The following is a 17,626-nucleotide window of genomic DNA, read 5'->3' on the forward strand; positions in this document are numbered from 1 at the left end:
AATCAGTACGGCCATAATGACACGGTGCGCTACTTCATCACGGAAGCAATAACTTCTCAAGTACGTCGGCCAGTTCGCGCCGCTTGTCGGCGGGAAGCCTGTCCAGATTGCGCTGCTTCCACAGGACGGCGGGCAAGTGCTGGGCTTCCGGTATCCCGAGAAGTTTCCAATCCGGTTCGCCGCGCTTGAACCCGACAAGGAAATGCCGATGCGCGTCGGGCATGTCGGCGACCATCGCGGCGATGATTGTTTCACGCGCGGCTTCAAGATCGGTAAGGGCAACAGGTTCCTGCGTCATACCGACAAACCCCCGTGCAAATTCCTCCGCCAGTGGCTTGCTGGTCGGTGCCAGGACTTCGGCCATCGGGCGATTATGGCTGATAAGATAGACAAGGAATGCGCGCCGCAGTTCGTTGCTGATGCCTTCGTGTGCCAACAGGTCGCGTACGTCGAAAAGATCGCGCGGATGCTGGCGGTCGAGCGCTGCCACGATCTTACCCGCATAGAGGTCGGCGAAGGACACAACCTGCATTTCAGCAAAGCCAAAGGCGTCTTCCACGGTCGGCACTACGGCCATCACCACTGGATCATAGACGGTGCCGCGCAGCACCGGTGTAATCTCGATCTTGATCTGCACTTCCCCAGCACGGACGATCAGCTTCGTGACAATTTTCTCGTCAGCCGAGCGGGAAGGGTTGACCTTCGCGCCGGGGACTCCGGACTCGATCTGTTCCTTGATCCGCAGCATGGCTGCGTCGATTGCGGCAAGCGATGTGGTGCGATCCTCGACGGGCAGATATGTCAGGTCGATGTCCACCGACAGGCGCGGCATGTCGCGCACGAACAGGTTGATTGCCGTTCCGCCCTTGAGCGCAAATGCCTCCTCCGTCGCCACGAAAGGAATGGTGCGAATGAGAAGTGCGACCTGCTGCCGGTAGGTGTCGAGAAAGGCCATGAATTCACTGGCCTCCCAGATCGGACGGCACGGTTATATGGTAAGTGGGGTCTAGCTTGCCGCCTTTGACAAGGACGCGCTTGCCCGATCCGAGATCAACGCGGGACACGTCGAGCCGGGATCGCCAAGCATGGCGGTGCCGGTCGGCAAAGAACAGGAAAAGCCGCTTCACCTTCACGCTCGCGCACGCTTCCAACAAGGTTTGCAGTCGGCGCGGACTGAGATCGCTCAGCCCCTCCATCAGGGCGTCAACCTGGTGGAAGCTCTCACGCTCGGGCAGCTCGTCCAGCAACTCCAGCACGGCGCGTTCCTTGCTCGAATATCGGATAGGCAAGTGCATCCCTGCGGCGCTGAACATGATGGGACTAGGCTCAGGCGGTGCATCGGCATCGCCGGGAAACAGGCGCAGGCTGTTATGCCAGTGGAATTTCACGTCGAGCGGCAGATCGCCCAGCCATGTCGGCACTCGCTTCGGGCCGTAGAGATGGACCTCCTGCATTTCCGCCGAAAGGTAGTGCGCATATCCTAGTTGTTCGAGCGCGGTGCGCCCTCCAACGGCTAGCGGTAAATCCAGCAAGGTTTGGAGAGATATGACGGCCTGTTGCCATGTCAGCGGCGTTCGCGAACGGCGATAGACGCGCCGCGCTGGGCTATCGAGCCACCCGGCACGAACATACTGGCTGCGGAGCGCCGATGAATAGCCGTTGGCTTCCATCCATGCGGCATCGGCCAGGAGTCCCTCGGGGAGTTCCTGTTGGAGTCGGTTTAGCTTGCTATCAGAACGCGTAGCCATGCTTAGCGTTTTGGCAGATTTTCAAACCAATGTCGAGTTTACATTTTTCAGATTTTACTAAGCGTGGCTTGGGCTTTAATGTGATCGATAAACCCGCAGGGCGACAAGTCCGACCTTTGCCTCAGCTGATAGAGATAGAGAAATGCGCTTCCCTACCGGTGGTCATTGCACTGCCCTCCCGCCGCATTCGCACAAGTGGACCAGCTCGCCGAAATCCTCGCGCTCGCCCAGTTCCTCGGCCAGACGCTGCACCGTCCCGAACGGCAAACCGTTCTCGTTGGCCAGCATCCGCAGCCAGTCCTCGCGGCACTCGGCCCCGCAAGCCCGGTAGTTCAAGATCAGGTCACCCATTTTCTGCCTCCTTCCGGCAAAGCCGCATTCGACATGCGACATGCGGACTGCCTTCCGGCGAGGATGGGAGGGGGAAGGGAAACCGGAATCGATGCCCTGGCGCGGGCCAGCGGGCAGAGCCCGCCACACGGGGGTGTCTATTCCGGTTTGGGGAACGAGAGGGCAAAGCCCTTGGCGTTCCTGCCCGGATCGCGAAGCGATCCAGCCAACTACGGCACCCTTGCAACGGCGCGAAGCCGCCGGACACCCTGCGCGCGCAAGTGCGCCAGCGGGCGTCCGGCAATGAGAGAGGCAAGAGTGCCAGCGGGTCAGGACAGGAAACTCCGCACCCTCAGGAGCGCTAAGCGCGGGACAGAGTGCGACCGCCAATCCTCCCGCTCAATTGCCCGGCTCCCGATCGTCACCCGGATGGGCCGGGACTACAGGCCTGGTCCGCGCCAGCGGATAGAGCGGGTTGCCCGCAGGGCAGCGGTAGAATCGACCCGACAAAAAATGCCAATGCGCCCTTGATCGTTGCCAATTCGTTCCTATGTCGCCGATGCCCTCGGAATTGGCCGACGGGTGCGGTCGTTTACACTGTCAACCTGCCAGAGCGATATGATTACGGCGATGCCGTGGATCAGCCACTCTGCGAGTTGCAGCGGCGAGACTTCGATCTTCATTGATCGGACCTCCTCGACCATACAATACCACCTAGCGTTTACAGGCTCGCGTGGTTGCATTTGCGAGAAGGCAACCACGGATGGTGGCGTGCCTCTGGGGGGTCTAGCGGCGCAAGCCGGGTTCAGAGCCAGAACTATCCCCCAGAGACTGCTAGAAATGAGGGGGGATGGCAAAGCCGTCTTGGTTCAAGCCGCGACACTACAAACACTTCGACGTGCCGATTGGCAGCGACTGGGCAACCGCGCTCACCCCTGAGCACGTCTCGGCCCACTCGTGGTCGCCCCTGCTCCACTGGATCAAGGAAACACCGCGCTATCGCTTGAACGATCAGGGTGTGATGGAGCTGAAGGTGAAGCCCCGTGACATCATGCACGCTTCGCACCGTGATGCCTGCATCCTAGCCAAATACTCGCATGAGCTGACCAGCAGGCTGGACACATGGTATGGCGCGAACGGGCTGGATGACGCCGTGATCGCCTATCGCTCGCTTGGCCAATCCAACTACCATTTCGCCGCCACCGCGCAGGCCTATGTGCGCAAACATCAATCGGTCGAAGCCATGTGCTTCGACGTGACCGGCTTTTTCGACAACATCGACCACAAGCGCCTCAAGCGGCGGCTCAAATGGCTGCTTGGCGTCGATGAACTTGTCGATGACTGGCACCGCGTTTTACGCTCCGTCACCCGCTATAGCTATGTCCGCAAATCCGATTTGAAGGCCCATCCCGTTTTCGGCCAGCGTATGAAGCAACGCGGCGCAGATCGTCCGTTGGCGACGGTCAAGGAGTTGAAGGCTGCTGGCATTGCCATGCGGCCAAATCCCAACACCTACGGCGTTCCCCAAGGCACGCCGATCAGCGCCAGCTTGTCTAACCTCTATCTGGTCGATTTCGACATGGCGATGAAGGCGCTGGCCGATCAGCACGGTGCGCTGTATCAACGCTATTCCGATGACATCCTCATCATCTGCGAACCTGAACACGCCGATCAGATTGCCGCTGCCGTGGCGGATGCGCTCACCAACGAAGCCTTGGAGTTGCACGGCGACAAGACCGTCCGCCTGCGCTTCACCGGCGATGAGCGGGACAACTTTCAGTATCTCGGATACCAGCTTGGCCTTGGACCGGCATTGATCCGCCCCGGCTCGCTGTCGCGGCAATGGCGGTCAACCAAGCGGGCTATTCGCCGCTCCGAACGAAAGGCGGAAAGGCTCGCCAAGTCGGGCCAAAAAGACAGAATCTATACTAGCAAGTTGCGCGGTCGATTGACTCATGTCGGGCTGCGTAATTTCTTGGCCTATGCTGATCGCTCATCCAATGAGCTTCAAAGCGAGGCCATAAAGCGCCAAGTGAAGGCGCTGGGGAAGTATGCCTTGCAGGGTCTGGCGCGGGTAAAAGCCATCAAAAAGAGCTAGAAGCGCTCAATGGTCATGCCGCAACCACAGTGTCATAGCCCCCGATCTGCGTCAGACCCTCATGGCTATCGATGCCGGTATAGGCGAGCGAAGCGTTCTCGTAGCGGCGGAACGCAAACACTGCCGCGTTCATCCGTTCAGTGTTAAACACTTTTAGCCGCACCAGCAAATGGAAGTCCTCGACGGTCAGCCCGGTCACGGTCAGGAACAGCTCCGGCTCCAACTTGGTGATCACATCCTGAAGCGTGTTCTCGCGGAAATCGGTCAGATACATGAAGGCCGGAATCCGCGTCGCAAATTTGATCAGCTTTTCCTGAACCAGCTTGCGCTTCGATTTGTATTCCTTCTCCTCGTCGCTGAGTTCCTTCTTCTCGGCCTTTGAGAGCTCGCCATCCTTGGCCTTCTTTTTGAGTTCTTTGACGTTCTCGCTCTTGTTGATGATGGTCTCGATCACATTGTCGCCCAGCGCGCGCCAGCCTTCGATCCGTTCTACCGCCGCCATCGCTTCTGGATTGTCCAGCACGCGCCGCAACGTCTCGTTGTCCACATTGACCAGCATCGCCGATTCCCACTTGCGCGCGAGCAGCGTGCCGGTGGTGCCGGCCATCGCGTAATCCAGCACCTCGCCGGCATCGAGTTGCCGCAGCACAGCGCCATCGTGCGCCAGGACCGGTAAGTAGGAGAGGAGATCGTGTACCGCACTTTCGGGGTTCGGCTCCCCGGGCGACAGATTTGCACCATATTCAGAAAGCTGCCGCAAGGCGCGGGTTGGTGCGAAATCGAAGACAAAGCATACCGGTTTCAATATCTGCTCGACGTTCGGATCGTCGCCCTCGGGGTTCTTGATCGACCATGGCGATTGAACGCGAAACGCCGCCTGAAAATAGGTCTCAGGCGATTGCAGGTTGCGGAGCATCAGGATCGACGACCATTGCGGCACGGTGACGCCGGTGGTCAGCTTGCCGCAGGACAGCGTGATCGACTTGCTGTCATGCCCGCCGCCGATGGCTTTACGCACCGGATCAAGCGCGGCGAGACCCATCCCAGCCGCCGTTCCCGCCGCGACGATCACCTTGTATTCATGCCAAAAGACATTCTGCTTTTCTTCCAGAAGATTGGCCATTGCCTGACAGGCGGCGACATTGGGCAGGAACCAGAAGGCGTGGTTCAGATAGGGCAGCAGCCGCGCGTTCTCGTAGGGAAAGGGCGCTTTCGTCCCCGATTTCAACTGATCCACGGTCTGCGGATTGTAGGAGCCGCGAATGATATTCAGCCATTTCTGCACATCGTCCTTGTGCTTGAAGGTCGCGAGAATCCCGGCACCGCTGGCGGCGAAAAATTCATTGAGGTCGAATTCGTCGAATTCGCCTTGGCTAGCGATTGCGGTCAGCTCGTCTGGCATTTGATAGGTGAACAGGCTGACCATCGGCAGCGCGGCGTAAGGGTTGCGCTTCCCCGGATTGGCCGCGCCGAAGTCCTGTTTCGCACGCTGTTCGTCGGTGTAGGTCCAGTTGAAAATCTGTTCCTCGATAAACTCGCCCGTCCTGATCTGGCGGAACGGAGTGCCGGAGAGGTAGAGATAGGCGCGGGTGGTGATCGGCAAGAAATCCGTCTCGGGTTCGAGAGGTTGCTGTAAGTCCGCCGCCTTTTCGTTGATCCGCTCGATTAGCTTCTCGGTCCTCGCAGTAAGCGCGGCCTCTTCACGAGCGATGGCTTCTTCCTCACCTTCGAACAGCTCCTTGGCGCTCTCGCGCCACGCGCCGAAGTGATATTCGTCGAAGACGACGAGATCCCAGTTGATCTCGTGAATCCATTCGTTCCGCGCTTTGATCGCGCCGCCTTCCTTACCGAGCAAATCCTGGAACGAACCGAAATAGACCAGCGGCGCGTCCTTGGGCACCGCGCGCGGGTCGCCCCCGGTGTTTCGGGATAGATATTGCCACCCATCGAAATCGACATGATTTTCAAGATCGGTGCGCCAGGCATCTTCGACGGCGGGCTTGAACGTCACAACCAACACACGCTTTGCCGCAAGCTTCTTCGCGAGCTGATAGCTGGTGAAGGTCTTGCCGAAACGCATCTTCGCGTTCCACAGAAAGCGCGGGACGGCCTTGGCGTCCTCCGCCCAGCGCGACTGGAAATAGGCGTAGGTCTGCTCGACCGCCGCCGCCTGCTCGTCGCGAGGCGGGAATGTTTCGTGGTGCGTGCCGGTAAAGGCTTGGCCTGTGCGCAACTCGGTGAGCACGGTGCGGACATCGGCGACCGTGCAGACCATCCATTCGAGCTGCGGATTGGCAAAGCCCTTGGTGGCGAGCGCAGCGCGGACAGCATGATCGGTGATGATGCCGCCGCCCTCCAGTGCGGCGCTTTCGTCGAGTTCGATGGTGTAGTTGGCGATCGCAGCGGTTTTGAGCTGTTCGGCAACGCGCGCCTTCACGTCGCGGGTTGTCTGGCCGATCTTGAGCTGCCCCTCATGCGCCGCGTCGGCAATCGCGTAGGCGTAGATGCGCGGGTTGGCTTCGGGTTTGGGAGCGAGGATGTCCTCGATGGTCGGTTTGTTCACTCGTCGCCGCCATTCGTTGGGCGGATCATGCTTTCAATGAAGGCGATTTCGTCGGCGGTGATCCCGTATTTCTCGTAGAGAGCGGCGTCAGTCCAAGTGCGGTCCCACGATTGTATGGGTAGCCAGCGATACATTCCGCGAAATACATGCTGGGCAGGCTTGCGAAGCGAGATGAGAAACCGCGCGAACCGAGTGCGAAGGTATGACTCGACGCTCTTGCATTCTACCTCTGCGTCAAACGGCGCTGCGACGAGATAGGTTTGAGTGCAAACGGAGCCAGGCTCGCCAATAAGAGATGGGCCGAGGACCAAATCAACTCCGCTTCGCTCCCGTTCGCGGCCAGAGCCAGCAACCGGGAGAAATAGCTTCCATACGTCGATTAGTTGGGCGTTCTTCTCTATAGCATTGCGTGCCATTGCACCCTTGACGCGGGTGGTCCCAACATTGGCATAGAGCCGAACCTGCCCAGCTTTCGGAGACTTGTCGCGTGCGTAGTTCGTAAAATTTGTGGCCAAGCCAAATGGTGTATCACCGCTGACAAGCTCCTCAAAGGCAGGCTCGCCAAGCACCACGACTTTACGAAGAATGTCCACGGCCCGCTTGTCGCGGACGAATACATCAAACTCGCCAAGAACTCGTGGATTCGGTCCAATGGTCGCGTTGTTTTTGTGATATATTGATTGGCAATGCCCGGGGTTATCGCGTTCCCATAGGAAATAGCAGATGCCACCGCCAATCCCTACCGTTGGGAATGCGTCCTTGGCGTTTTCATAATCAACGAGAGTGCGGATGCGATCGTCGGCAAGGAACTCTGCGCGAAATTCACCAAGGCCGCGGCCCCCGGCCATCCATCTTGAAGGGATGACCATGCTCAGAAATTTCGGTTCCAGTCGCATGGCTTGTTGCACAAACTGCTGATAGATTGGGGAATCGTTCGTTCCTCCTCCCCCACCAGTGATTTGATACGGCGGATTGCCGATTATAACGTCGAACTGCATGTCACCTCCGAAAATCTCGGACATTCGAATCCCAATGTCGTCTGTATGAGTGAACGCGTATGCGTGGCTCTCAAGACCTTCATCGCGATCAAAGATTGCGTCACCAGCACCGCAGAAGCTGCATCTGCCCTTGTCCCAGCTATGCTCCGTCCGCTCAAACCAGACGTTCCCGTCATCGCTCGCAAACCCCGTGGCGACCGAATGTTCGCCGCTCGCGTGTTTCGAGCAATAGAGGCTGCGCCGCGCAAGCAGGCTGGTCATCCGAGTGATGCCGATGCCGAACACCTGCCGCGTCAGGATGTGATCAACGCGGGTTTGCAGGTCCGGGATTTCCGCCGCCAGCCCCTTGATCAGCCGCGTCGCGATCTCACGCAGGAACACGCCTGATTTGGTACATGGATCGAGAAAGCGGACTTTGCTGTTCGCCCAAATGTCCGCGCCGTCATTCCCCGCCGCCCAGCCTGCCGCCAGCGTATCGAGCATCCGGTTGGCGAATTCGGGGGGCGTAAACACCTCATCATTCGACAAATTGGCGATACAGGTCAGCACATCGGGATTGCGACTGCGCAACGGCGATGGGGCCTGGACGTTCATTGGACAGGCTCCGGCTCTTGCGCTGCCATCTCGCGCACCGTCATCGGCGGGTAGCGGTCAGGCGTTGGCTGGAAAATTTCGTGGCGGCCCAATCCGGCAAACAGTGTTCCCTCCTCCCGGAACGCCGACATGCCGGTCAACCTGTCCAGCCGGAAATCGCGGCGCTGGAACTTGCCTTTGCCCATATAGCCCCATTCGACGACCAAGATCGGATCGCCTGCATTGTCGAGCATCGTCATCGCATCGCCGTGGATCAGGTTTACCGAGAGAACATGCGCGGCGGCTCGATAATGCTCGTCGGCCTCGTCCAGCTTCAGATAGGCGGCAAACACCTCCAGCATGTTGGCGCGACACTCGGCGATGTTGTCCGGCAATAGTTCGATCCCGTAGCAGCAGGTCAGTGCGACCAGAGCATAATGCCGCTTTTCGAATTCGGACTTGCCATAGGTCAGCTCCACCGCCGCCAGCTTGCGCTGGAGGATCGGCACAAGGAAATTGCCGCTGCCGCAGGCTGGTTCCAGAAAGCGCGAGTCGATCCGTTCGCTCTCGCCCTTCACCAGATCGAGCATCTTTTCGACAAGCCAGGGCGGCGTGAACACCTCGCCATGATCGGCAACGCGCTTCTTCGATTTGATCAGGCTATCGGATTTGAACAGCGGCACCTCGTCGCGGGTGACGGCAAACTCCGGCTGACGCGGCTTCAGCCCCACAGGCTTTTCATGCGCGCTCATCTTGCCGATAAGATCGAGCGACCGGATGACATGCGCGGGCGGCTGCGCCTTGCCGTCCTCCCAATCGCGCGCAACATCGGGCGATATACCAAATTCCTTGGCGACATCGGCAAGGGTTAAGCCCGCTCCCGCTCGATGTGTGGCGAATGACATATCAGTCGTGCGCCTGTTAAGCCGCAGCCGCAGAATGGGAATCGCCCGGCAACCCCTTGAACGGCGCAACCTTGATCTCTCCCTCGCGCTTGCGCGCCTGGGCAATGTCGTAGCTGTTCTGCATCCGCATAAGCGTGTCCATCGACACGCCGAATGCCTTTTCGATCCGCAGCGCCATTTCGGACGAAAGCTGCGAATGCTCGTTGAGCAAGGTCGATAGCGTCGCGCGGGTGACGCCCAGCACCTGCGCCGCCGCTGTAACCGACAGGCCAAGCGGCTCGATAATCTCGGACTTCACGAAGCCGCCCGGATGCGCCGGGTTCTTCATGCGGATGCCTGCTAGACTGCTCATAGCCAACTCCTAGTGGTAATCTTCATAATCGAGGTCGATGATCTCGATTTCCTGTCGGTCGATCCGGAAGGTCATTCGCCAGTTCTTGGTGACGAAAAGGCTCCACGTTCCCTTGCGGTCGCCGGTCAGCATATGGGCTTTCCAGCTTTGCACGGTGCGAAGTTCGTCTTCGTTCTCCATGTCCTGGAGGAAGGAGACGATGCGCTGCACCTTGACGACAACGGCGGGCTGCAACCCGCTGGCGTCATCGTTCTCGATGAAGCGCCGCAACCCTTTGTGGATGACGTTCCGAATCTTCATGCACACTCCTAGCGAAACATCCGTTCGGCGTCAAGTGACGCCATACAGGCTGAGTTCGGTTCCTACAAACACCCGTGCGCAAACCGTTCGGTGAAGCGAATCACCGAGTTCGAAGGGGTGGCGCAAAATCGACCAACACCGGCGCAGATTCCGGCGCAAGCCGACGCAATTCTGCGCAGATAGCAACGATGATCGCCGCCGTCGGCGCGAAGTCGATCCGGGCCGCAAGATTTTTTCCCACCGCATGCCGCCGAGGGCCGCCGTCCATTGTCGCCCGCACCCCGCTCTAGCCGTCCGTTGCCGTTCGCTTCGTATCGCTTCTCAATGCGCGCCTGCACTTCCCTGCCTTGAAAACGCTCTTGCGCGGCCGGATGTGACGGCCAATCTTCGGCTCATGGGGAGCCAACCACTGTCAAGGAATGAAAGAGCGTCCCATGTCCAATTCCGAAAGAATCATCCGTCTCAAGACCGTCCTCGCCCGCACCGGCCTTTCCCGCTCGACCATGTATCGCAAGATCGCCGAGGGCACCTTCCCGGCTCAGGTGAGGATCAGCATCCACGGGGCGGGCTGGCACGAGTCCGAACTCAACCGCTGGATTGCCGATCCGGTTGGGTATCGAGAAGAGCAGCACGGGCGGAGTTCGTAGTGTGCCGCTTCGGCTCGGCGTCACCAAGATCAGGGCACGCGCTAGGCGCGCGCCCTGATCTTGTCGGGCTGGTCCGTGGGCGCGTTTTCGCGCATCTCGTCCAGATAATCGCTCCACCATTGGTGCATGGCGACACGTTCGTCCCAATAGCGACCCCGGTTGTAGACGCCGCGAATGCTGTTGGCGTCGGCATGGGCAAGCGACCGCTCGATAGCATCCGGGGACCATTTGCCGCTCTCATTGAGCAAGGTCGAAGCGGTGGTACGCAGCCCGTGCGCCGTCACTTCGCCCACCGCATAACCCATCCGCCGGAATGATTGATTTACGGTGTTTTCGCTGAGCGGACGCCGCGACGTGTGGAACGCCGGAAAGACATAGCCGTCTGGCCCGGTCAGCGCGAACAACTCGTCCAGATAGGCCAGCACTTGCCGGGACAGGGGAACCTCATGGGGGCGGCGCATCTTCATGCGCTCGGCGGGGATTTTCCAGACTGCCTTTTCAAGGTCGAACTCCGACCATTCCGCCATGCGCAGTTCGCCAGGTCGCGCCATGACGTGCGGTGAAACCTGCATGGCCAATCGCGTGATCGCATGGCCGGAATAGGCATCTATCGCGCGCAAAAGCTCGCCCATCTGTTTGGGATCAAGGATCGCCGCATGATGCTTGACCTTCGGCACAACCAGCGCGCCGCGCAAGATCGAGGAAGGATCGCTCTCGCCACGTCCGGTGGCGACAGCATAGCGGAAGACGCGGCCGGCGAAGGATCGGCAACGCCGGGCAGTTTCATGCTTGCCCTTGGCCTCGATACGCTTGAGCGCGGCCAGCAGGTCAATGGGCTTGAGGTCTGCCACTGGTCGTGCCGCAATAGGCTCCAGTTGCTCCAGCAGCCAGTTGGCCTTCTGCGTCGTGGTATCTGCCTGGCCCTGGGCCACCTGCTTGTCGATATACTCTTTGGCGATCTCACCGAAGGTGTTGGCGGACTTGAACACTGCAACCAGCTTCTCGTGCTTGCGTTCGGCCAGCGGATCGGTCCCGGCTTCCAACTGCCTGCGAGCATCGTCGCGACGTTTCCGCGCCTCAGCCAAGCCGACATCGGGATAGCGACCAAGGGCCAACCGCTTCTGCTTGCCCATGTAGCGATATTTGTAGCGCCACAGTTTCGAACCGTTCGGATGAACCTCCAGATAGAGGCCCCGGTCATCGGTGCATTGGGTCACTCTGTCGGTCGGACGGATGTTCCGGATTTGCAACTCCTTCAGTGCCACGGTCGAATCTCCTCAGCTGATCCGTGAGAGGACCGGCGAGGGCTTTTCGGGGCAATGGGGCCATCAAATTTTCCGTGGGGCCATATTAGCCCAACCGTGGCACCTCATGGCCCCGGATTGCCTGATATCGCCTGGCACGCTCCGGGATTGGTGAGGCTTGAAAATGGCAGATTTCCGCCGGTTTGTCGACCCTTGTGGGATGCCCTGAAACGGAAAAATGGTGCCCAGAAGAGGACTCGAACCTCCACGACCTTGCGATCGCCAGCACCTGAAGCTGGTGCGTCTACCAATTCCGCCATCTGGGCACGGGGTAGGAGCGGGCGCTTAGCGGCGGGGCGGCGGGCTTGTCAACCGCGTCGGCCCGCCCCGCGGCAAATTTTATTTCAAAGTCGCGGATTTGTTGCCCTCGCGCGCCCTGCCCCTCCCTTCGCGCTTGCCCCTTCGGGCGCTTCGCGGCATGGGGACGCGAGGGACGCTGCGGCGTCCGGCTTCGAGAATCGGCAAGACAGGCAAGGGTGATGCAGAATCTGAGCGGGCAATTGATCACGGTGTTCGGCGGCGGCGGCTTTCTGGGCCGCTATGTCGTCCAGCGGCTGCTGGCGCGCGGCGCGCGCGTGCGGATTGCGCAGCGCGACCCGCGCCAGGCGGTGTTTCTGAAGCCGCTCGGCGGGCTGGGCCAGACGCAGTTCGTCGCCGCCGATGTGCGCGATGCACGCAGCGTTGCCCGCGCCGCGACGGGCAGCGACGCCGTGGTCAACCTCGTCGGCAGCTTTGCCGATATGGCGGCGGTCCAGGCCGCCGGCGCCGGCCATGTCGCGGCCGCGGCAAAGGCGGCGGGCGCGAAAGCGCTCGTCCATGTCTCGGCGATCGGCGCCGATCCGGCCAGCGCGTCGGCCTATGGCCGCAGCAAGGGCGACGGCGAAGCCGCCGTGCGCGCCGCTTTCGCTGACGCGGCGATCCTGCGCCCGTCGATCGTCTTCGGCCGCGAGGACAAGTTCATCAACCGCTTCGCGGCCCTGATCCGCGCGCTGCCTGCGGTGCCGGTCATCGCGCCAAAGGCGAAATTCCAGCCGGTCTATGTCGGCGACGTCGCCGATGCGGTGGTGGCGGCGCTCGACACCCCGGGCCAGACGCTCGAGCTCGGCGGTCCGCAGCAGTTCACCATGCTGGAGCTACAGCAGTGGATTGCGAAGGCGACCGGGCGGAACCGCCTGTTCGTCGAGCTTCCCGATGCCGTGTCGGGCTTTCTGGCGAGCGGCTTCGGCTGGGCGCCGGGCGCCCCGATCACCAAGGATCAATGGCTGATGCTGCAGCACGACAATGTCGTCAACGGCACCAACGGCCTTGCCGCACTGGGCATCGCCCCCACCGCGCTGGCCGACGTCGCCGATGGCTGGCTCGTCCAGTATCGCCGCCATGGCCGCTTCGCAGCGGTGGCCCGCTGAGCCGCGCGCACGACGAAAGGCGCAATTAGCGGCTGGATAATTCCGTCCGCGCTGCGTAGGTCTGACATCAGGACAGGGGCGTCCGGCACCGCGCGGGCGCCCCTTCGCATGTCATCTCCAGCTTCGGGAAATCCATGATCCAGTTTGCCGCATCGCCCCGCCCCGCCCTCCTCCTGCGCGCGGAGGCCGGACGATGAGCCTGTGGCTGACCGCGATCATCCTCGGCATCGTCGAGGGGCTGACCGAATTCCTGCCCGTCTCGTCGACCGGGCATCTGATCCTCGCCACCGAATTGCTCGGCTATGACGCGTCGAAATGGGCGATCTTCAACATCGCGATCCAGCCCGGCGCGATCCTTGCGATCGTCGTCCTCTATCGCAAATTATTCTGGGACATGTTCACTGGCTTTTTCCGGGGCGATCCGGTGGCGATCGCCTTTGTACGCAACCTGCTCGTCGCCTTCATTCCGGCGGTGGTGCTGGGGCTCGCGTTCGGCGACTATATCGAGACGTTGCTGGAAAATGCCGTCGTCGTCGCCTGGGCGCTGGTGATCGGCGGCTTCGCGATCCTGCTGGTCGAAAAGCTCGCCAAGCCGAAGGAGAGCGGCGGCGTCGCCAAGCTGACGCTGCGCCAGTCGATCATGGTCGGGCTGGTCCAGTGCCTCGCGATGATCCCCGGCGTCAGCCGCTCGGGCGCGACGATCATGGGGGCGATGGCGATGGGCGTAGACCGCAAGACCGCCGCCGAATTCAGTTTCTTCCTCGCGCTGCCGACGCTGACCGGCGCGACGGTGCTGCAGCTCGCCAAGCATCGCGATGCCATCACCTCTAACGATATGGGCCTGATCGCGCTCGGCGCCGCGGTGTCGTTCGTCGTCGCCTGGGCGGTCATCAAGGCGTTTCTGGCCGTGGTTACGCGCTATGGCTTCGCACCGTTCGCCTGGTATCGAATCATCGTCGGCGGCGCGGCGCTTATCTGGCTCACCATGAGATAGGGCCGATAATTTACTAATTGCGAAACTTAATTGCGCACCTTCGTCTCGACTGACTGAAGTGGCATATTTTTAGGTCAGTTTAGCTGCCCTAATGCCCAATATGTCCGTGACAGCGGCGCTCCCGCCATGCATCCGCGCTTCAACGAAGGGGATTTTGCATGGCTTCCGAACGCATGCTCCGATTTGTGGGGCGCGAACAACATTATCCGGACAAGCGCTCTGCCGACGAACGCGCGCGCGATTTTAACGAGATCGCCGCGCGCTACGCGCAGCCCGAGGCAGACGATCAGGCATCGCGCTGTTCGCAGTGCGGCGTACCCTATTGCTCGGTCCACTGCCCGCTCCACAATCATATCCCCGACTGGTTGCGCCTGACCGCCGAGGGGCGGCTGCGCGAAGCCTATGAACTGTCGAACGCGACGTCGACCATGCCCGAAATCTGCGGCCGCATCTGCCCGCAGGACCGCCTTTGCGAAGGCAATTGCGTGATCGAATTTTCGGGTCATGGGGCGGTGACGATCGGCAGCGTCGAAAAATATATCACCGACACCGCTTGGGCCGAGGGCTGGGTCGAACCCGTCCATGTCGGCCCCGCGACGGGCCAGTCGGTCGCAATCGTCGGCGCGGGCCCCGCGGGCCTGACCGCCGCCGAATATCTGCGCGCCGAGGGGCATGAGGTGCATGTCTACGACCGGCACGACCGCGCCGGCGGCCTGCTGACCTATGGCATCCCCGGCTTCAAGCTGGAAAAGGATGTGGTGATGCGCCGCGTCGACCGCCTCGCCGAAAGCGGCATCCATTTCCATCAGGGCTTCGAGGTCGGGCGTGATGCGACGCTGGACGAGCTGCGCCGGCGCCACGATGCGGTGCTGATCGCGACCGGCGTCTACAAGGCGCGCGAGATCAACGTCCCCGGAAACGGCGCCGAAGGGGTGATCGCGGCGCTCGATTATCTGGTTGCGTCGAACCGCAAGGGCTTTGGCGACGCGGTCCCCGCCTTCGACGACGGCAGCCTGAATGCCGAAGGCAAGCATGTCGTCGTCATCGGCGGCGGCGACACCGCGATGGACTGCGTCCGCACCGCGGTGCGTCAGGGCGCCAAATCGGTGAAATGCCTCTATCGCCGCGACCGCGAGAATATGCCGGGATCGCAGCGCGAAGTCGCCAACGCCGAAGAGGAAGGCGTCGAGTTCGTCTGGCTGTCCGCCCCCGCAAGCTTCGCCGCCGACAAGCATGTAAAAGAGGTCGCGGTTGCCGGGATGCGCCTTGGCGCCCCTGACGCAAGCGGACGGCGCAGCCCCGAACCCGATCCCGGCCGCACCTTCGACCTGCCCGCCGACATGGTGATCAAGGCACTGGGCTTTGATCCGGAGGAACTGCCGCACCTGTTCGGTTCGCCCGATCTGTCGGTCACGCGCTGGGGCACGCTGCGCGTCGATCATCAGACGATGATGACCAGCCTGTCCGGCGTTTTTGCCGCCGGCGACATCGTCCGCGGCGCCAGCCTGGTCGTCTGGGGTATCCGCGACGGCCGCGATGTCAGCGAACAGATGTCGAAATGGTTGAAGGCGAAGGCGAAAAGCGAAAAGAAGGCAGCCTGACCAACAGGGAAGGGAACATGCTTATGAGACACTGGAAATTCGCCTTGCCAGCCGCCGTGCTAATTGCATTCCCCGTCGCAGTACAGGCGCAAGGCACCGGCGGAACAGCTTCTTCGGCTAAAGTCGAAAGCGACCGGCTTGCCGCAGCCACACAACTGGTAAGCCTGATGCTACCCGCAACGCAGCGCGACGCGATGGTCGATCAGATGATGCAGTCCATAATGTCGACGATGATTGCCAGCATAAAAGGCCAGCCAGAGATCGCGTCAGCTCTCGAACAGCCGAAGGTGGAGGCAGTATTCAACCGGTTTCTCGATAGACAGCGACAGCTGGCTTCAGATCAACTGAAGGCCGAGATGCCGGGCATGCTCACCGCAATGTCACGTGCTTATGCACGGCGCTTTACGACACCACAGCTTGCAGAACTGCATGCATTTTTCGACACGCCCACTGGACAATTATACGCGCGGGAATCCTCCGGAATCCTGTCCGATCCCGACATCGTCGAATGGCAACGCAATCTGATGACTAAAAGCTTTGCGAGATATCCAGACGAAATCAAAGCATTGGTGAACGAATTGGAACACGCTCTGGCAGAGCCAGTCGAGGAGCCCAAGGCATGACGAACTCGAAACTAAAAAATCTGCTGCTCGCCGGTGCAATGGCGATGGCACCGGCCCACGCCTATGCGGCACCCAAGGAAGCGCCGATCGCCGAGGCGGTCACCGTCGCGATGCCCGCCGAGAGCGAAGCCGAACCCGACAGCGAACAGTCGCTCGCCGACGCCAAGGCGAAGATGCAGAAGGAAATCGATCAGGCGATCGCGCTGATCGAAAAAATCTTCGAGGTCGACAAGCTGCCGCCGGTCGATCCGGCGCAGCTTGCGCTGGCGCAGCAGACGACGAACGCGCTGATCCCGGCGGGCAGCATCGAGAAGATGCTCGACAATATGTACGGCAAGCTGTTCCGCGCCTTCATGGATCAGACGAGCAGCATGTCCGACCTGATGCTCTCGATCAAGACGGGGGTCGATAGCGAAAAGATCGCCGCGCTCGATGCGACGAGCAAGACCGCGATCGCCGATATGTTCGACCCGCACCGCAAGGAACGCGAGGATCAGATCAACAAGGTGATCAAGCCGCTGATCAGCGAGGCGCTCGGCGATCTCGAGCCGCCGATGCGCGACGGCCTCGCCCGCGCTTACGCCCGCAAGTTCAGCGCGCAGCAGCTCGGCGACCTCAACGCCTTTCTCGCAACCCCGACGGGCCAGGCCTATGGCGCCGAATGGATGTCGCTGCAGGCCGATCCCGAAGTCATGATCGCGATGGTCAAGGCCGTGCCGCCGCTGATCAACAAGTTCATCGACCGCGGCCCCGAGCTTGAAGGCAAGCTCAAGGATCTGCCCAAGGAAAAGGCGATGAGCGACCTGACCGACGCCGAGCTGGCGAAGCTTGCCAAGCTGATGAAAGTCGACGTCAAGACGCTCAAGAAGAACCGCGATATGTGGAACGACGACATGACGACGGACGCCACCGCGGTCGATGCCGTCGATGCAGCGGGCGATGCCGCAGACGCGGCCGCTGACGCCGCGGATGCAGCCGCAGCGGCGGCCGACGCGGCCGGTGACTATGACGAGGCGTATGACCGCAGCAACTGGTCGACCGCCGATCTGCAGAAGGTCGAAGATCTGGAGGCCGAGGCCGACAAGGCATCCTCGGCCGCCTACGACGCCGAACAGGAAGCCGTCGCCAACGCGCGCAAGCGGCTCAAGCCTTCGACCTGACCCACGCCCATTCCGGCAGGAACC

Annotated in this window: 17 protein-coding genes and 1 tRNA gene; 8 read left to right on the forward strand and 10 right to left on the reverse strand. The window is 61.0% G+C overall.

The annotated features are described in order from the left end of the window. Positions 1–37 precede the first annotated feature (37 nt). From MU856_RS10950 to MU856_RS10960, 3 genes are all read right to left on the reverse strand, one after another. Positions 38–955 (reverse strand): nucleotidyl transferase AbiEii/AbiGii toxin family protein, encoded by a 918-nt coding sequence (locus MU856_RS10950; protein ID WP_263587581.1) that lies wholly within the window; start codon positions 953–955, stop codon positions 38–40. A gap of 4 nt (positions 956–959) precedes the next feature. Continuing rightward, a complete protein-coding gene (locus tag MU856_RS10955; RefSeq protein ID WP_263587582.1) occupies positions 960–1,748 on the reverse strand; it encodes a type IV toxin-antitoxin system AbiEi family antitoxin in 789 nt (262 codons plus the stop codon). A gap of 162 nt (positions 1,749–1,910) precedes the next feature. Then, entirely contained in the window at positions 1,911–2,099 is a 189-nt protein-coding gene (locus tag MU856_RS10960) for a hypothetical protein (protein WP_263587583.1), read from the reverse strand. Positions 2,100–2,928: 829 nt separating this feature from the next. On the opposite strand from MU856_RS10960, the gene MU856_RS10965 reads away from it, so the two are divergent. Next, a complete protein-coding gene (locus MU856_RS10965) occupies positions 2,929–4,176 on the forward strand; it encodes a reverse transcriptase domain-containing protein (protein WP_263587584.1) in 1,248 nt (415 codons plus the stop codon). A 13-nt stretch (positions 4,177–4,189) separates the two neighbouring features. On the opposite strand, the gene MU856_RS10970 is transcribed toward MU856_RS10965, so the two are convergent. Continuing rightward, positions 4,190–6,421 carry a DEAD/DEAH box helicase family protein gene (locus MU856_RS10970; protein ID WP_263587585.1) on the reverse strand — a complete coding sequence of 744 codons (2,232 nt, stop codon included), beginning with the start codon at positions 6,419–6,421 and terminating at the stop codon, positions 4,190–4,192. Between MU856_RS10970 and MU856_RS10975 the strand changes: the two genes are divergently transcribed. Further along, complete coding sequence (locus MU856_RS10975) at positions 6,374–6,817, forward strand: hypothetical protein (RefSeq protein ID WP_263587586.1); 444 nt, start codon at positions 6,374–6,376, stop codon at positions 6,815–6,817. The genes MU856_RS10970 and MU856_RS10975 overlap by 48 nt on opposite strands. On the opposite strand, the gene MU856_RS10980 is transcribed toward MU856_RS10975, so the two are convergent. Genes MU856_RS10980 through MU856_RS10995 form a run of 4 tightly spaced genes read right to left on the reverse strand, consistent with a single transcriptional unit; the run spans position 6,736 to position 9,867 of the window. Further along, on the reverse strand, positions 6,736–8,331 hold the full coding sequence (locus MU856_RS10980; protein ID WP_263587587.1) for an Eco57I restriction-modification methylase domain-containing protein: 1,596 nt from the start codon (positions 8,329–8,331) through the stop codon (positions 6,736–6,738). The two genes, MU856_RS10975 and MU856_RS10980, sit on opposite strands and share 82 nt — an antisense overlap. Next, complete coding sequence (locus MU856_RS10985; RefSeq protein ID WP_263587588.1) at positions 8,328–9,215, reverse strand: N-6 DNA methylase; 888 nt, start codon at positions 9,213–9,215, stop codon at positions 8,328–8,330. Before MU856_RS10985 ends, MU856_RS10980 begins: the two co-directional genes overlap by 4 nt. Positions 9,216–9,231: 16 nt before the next feature. Next, positions 9,232–9,567 (reverse strand): HigA family addiction module antitoxin, encoded by a 336-nt coding sequence (locus tag MU856_RS10990; protein ID WP_263587589.1) that lies wholly within the window; start codon positions 9,565–9,567, stop codon positions 9,232–9,234. 9 nt (positions 9,568–9,576) lie between these two features. Further along, on the reverse strand, positions 9,577–9,867 hold the full coding sequence (locus MU856_RS10995) for a type II toxin-antitoxin system RelE/ParE family toxin (RefSeq protein ID WP_263587590.1): 291 nt from the start codon (positions 9,865–9,867) through the stop codon (positions 9,577–9,579). 434 nt (positions 9,868–10,301) lie between these two features. Here MU856_RS10995 and MU856_RS11000 point away from each other — a divergent pair, with 434 nt between their 5' ends. After that, on the forward strand, positions 10,302–10,514 hold the full coding sequence (locus MU856_RS11000) for a helix-turn-helix transcriptional regulator (RefSeq protein ID WP_263587591.1): 213 nt from the start codon (positions 10,302–10,304) through the stop codon (positions 10,512–10,514). 41 nt (positions 10,515–10,555) lie between these two features. Here the strand turns inward: MU856_RS11000 and MU856_RS11005 are convergent, their stop codons facing one another. Both MU856_RS11005 and MU856_RS11010 read right to left on the reverse strand, forming a co-directional pair. After that, a complete protein-coding gene (locus MU856_RS11005) occupies positions 10,556–11,779 on the reverse strand; it encodes a tyrosine-type recombinase/integrase (RefSeq protein WP_263587592.1) in 1,224 nt (407 codons plus the stop codon). 218 nt (positions 11,780–11,997) lie between these two features. Then, positions 11,998–12,084: transfer RNA gene (locus tag MU856_RS11010), tRNA-Leu, on the reverse strand. Positions 12,085–12,297: 213 nt separating this feature from the next. Between MU856_RS11010 and MU856_RS11015 the strand changes: the two genes are divergently transcribed. From MU856_RS11015 to MU856_RS11035, 5 genes are all read left to right on the forward strand, one after another. Further along, on the forward strand, positions 12,298–13,224 hold the full coding sequence (locus MU856_RS11015; protein WP_263588982.1) for a complex I NDUFA9 subunit family protein: 927 nt from the start codon (positions 12,298–12,300) through the stop codon (positions 13,222–13,224). A gap of 193 nt (positions 13,225–13,417) precedes the next feature. Further along, entirely contained in the window at positions 13,418–14,218 is an 801-nt protein-coding gene (locus MU856_RS11020) for an undecaprenyl-diphosphate phosphatase (RefSeq protein ID WP_263587593.1), read from the forward strand. 158 nt (positions 14,219–14,376) lie between these two features. Next, the gene (locus tag MU856_RS11025; protein WP_058811918.1) at positions 14,377–15,819 is read left to right on the forward strand and encodes an NAD(P)-dependent oxidoreductase; all 1,443 of its coding nucleotides are present in this window, start codon (positions 14,377–14,379) and stop codon (positions 15,817–15,819) included. After that, entirely contained in the window at positions 15,777–16,442 is a 666-nt protein-coding gene (locus tag MU856_RS11030; protein ID WP_156000893.1) for a DUF2059 domain-containing protein, read from the forward strand. Before MU856_RS11025 ends, MU856_RS11030 begins: the two co-directional genes overlap by 43 nt. Next, complete coding sequence (locus tag MU856_RS11035; protein ID WP_263587594.1) at positions 16,439–17,602, forward strand: DUF2059 domain-containing protein; 1,164 nt, start codon at positions 16,439–16,441, stop codon at positions 17,600–17,602. Before MU856_RS11030 ends, MU856_RS11035 begins: the two co-directional genes overlap by 4 nt. Positions 17,603–17,626: the final 24 nt, after the last annotated feature.

The sequence above is a fragment of the Sphingopyxis sp. GC21 genome, assembly GCF_025727575.1.
GTDB lineage: Bacteria > Pseudomonadota > Alphaproteobacteria > Sphingomonadales > Sphingomonadaceae > Sphingopyxis > Sphingopyxis terrae_A.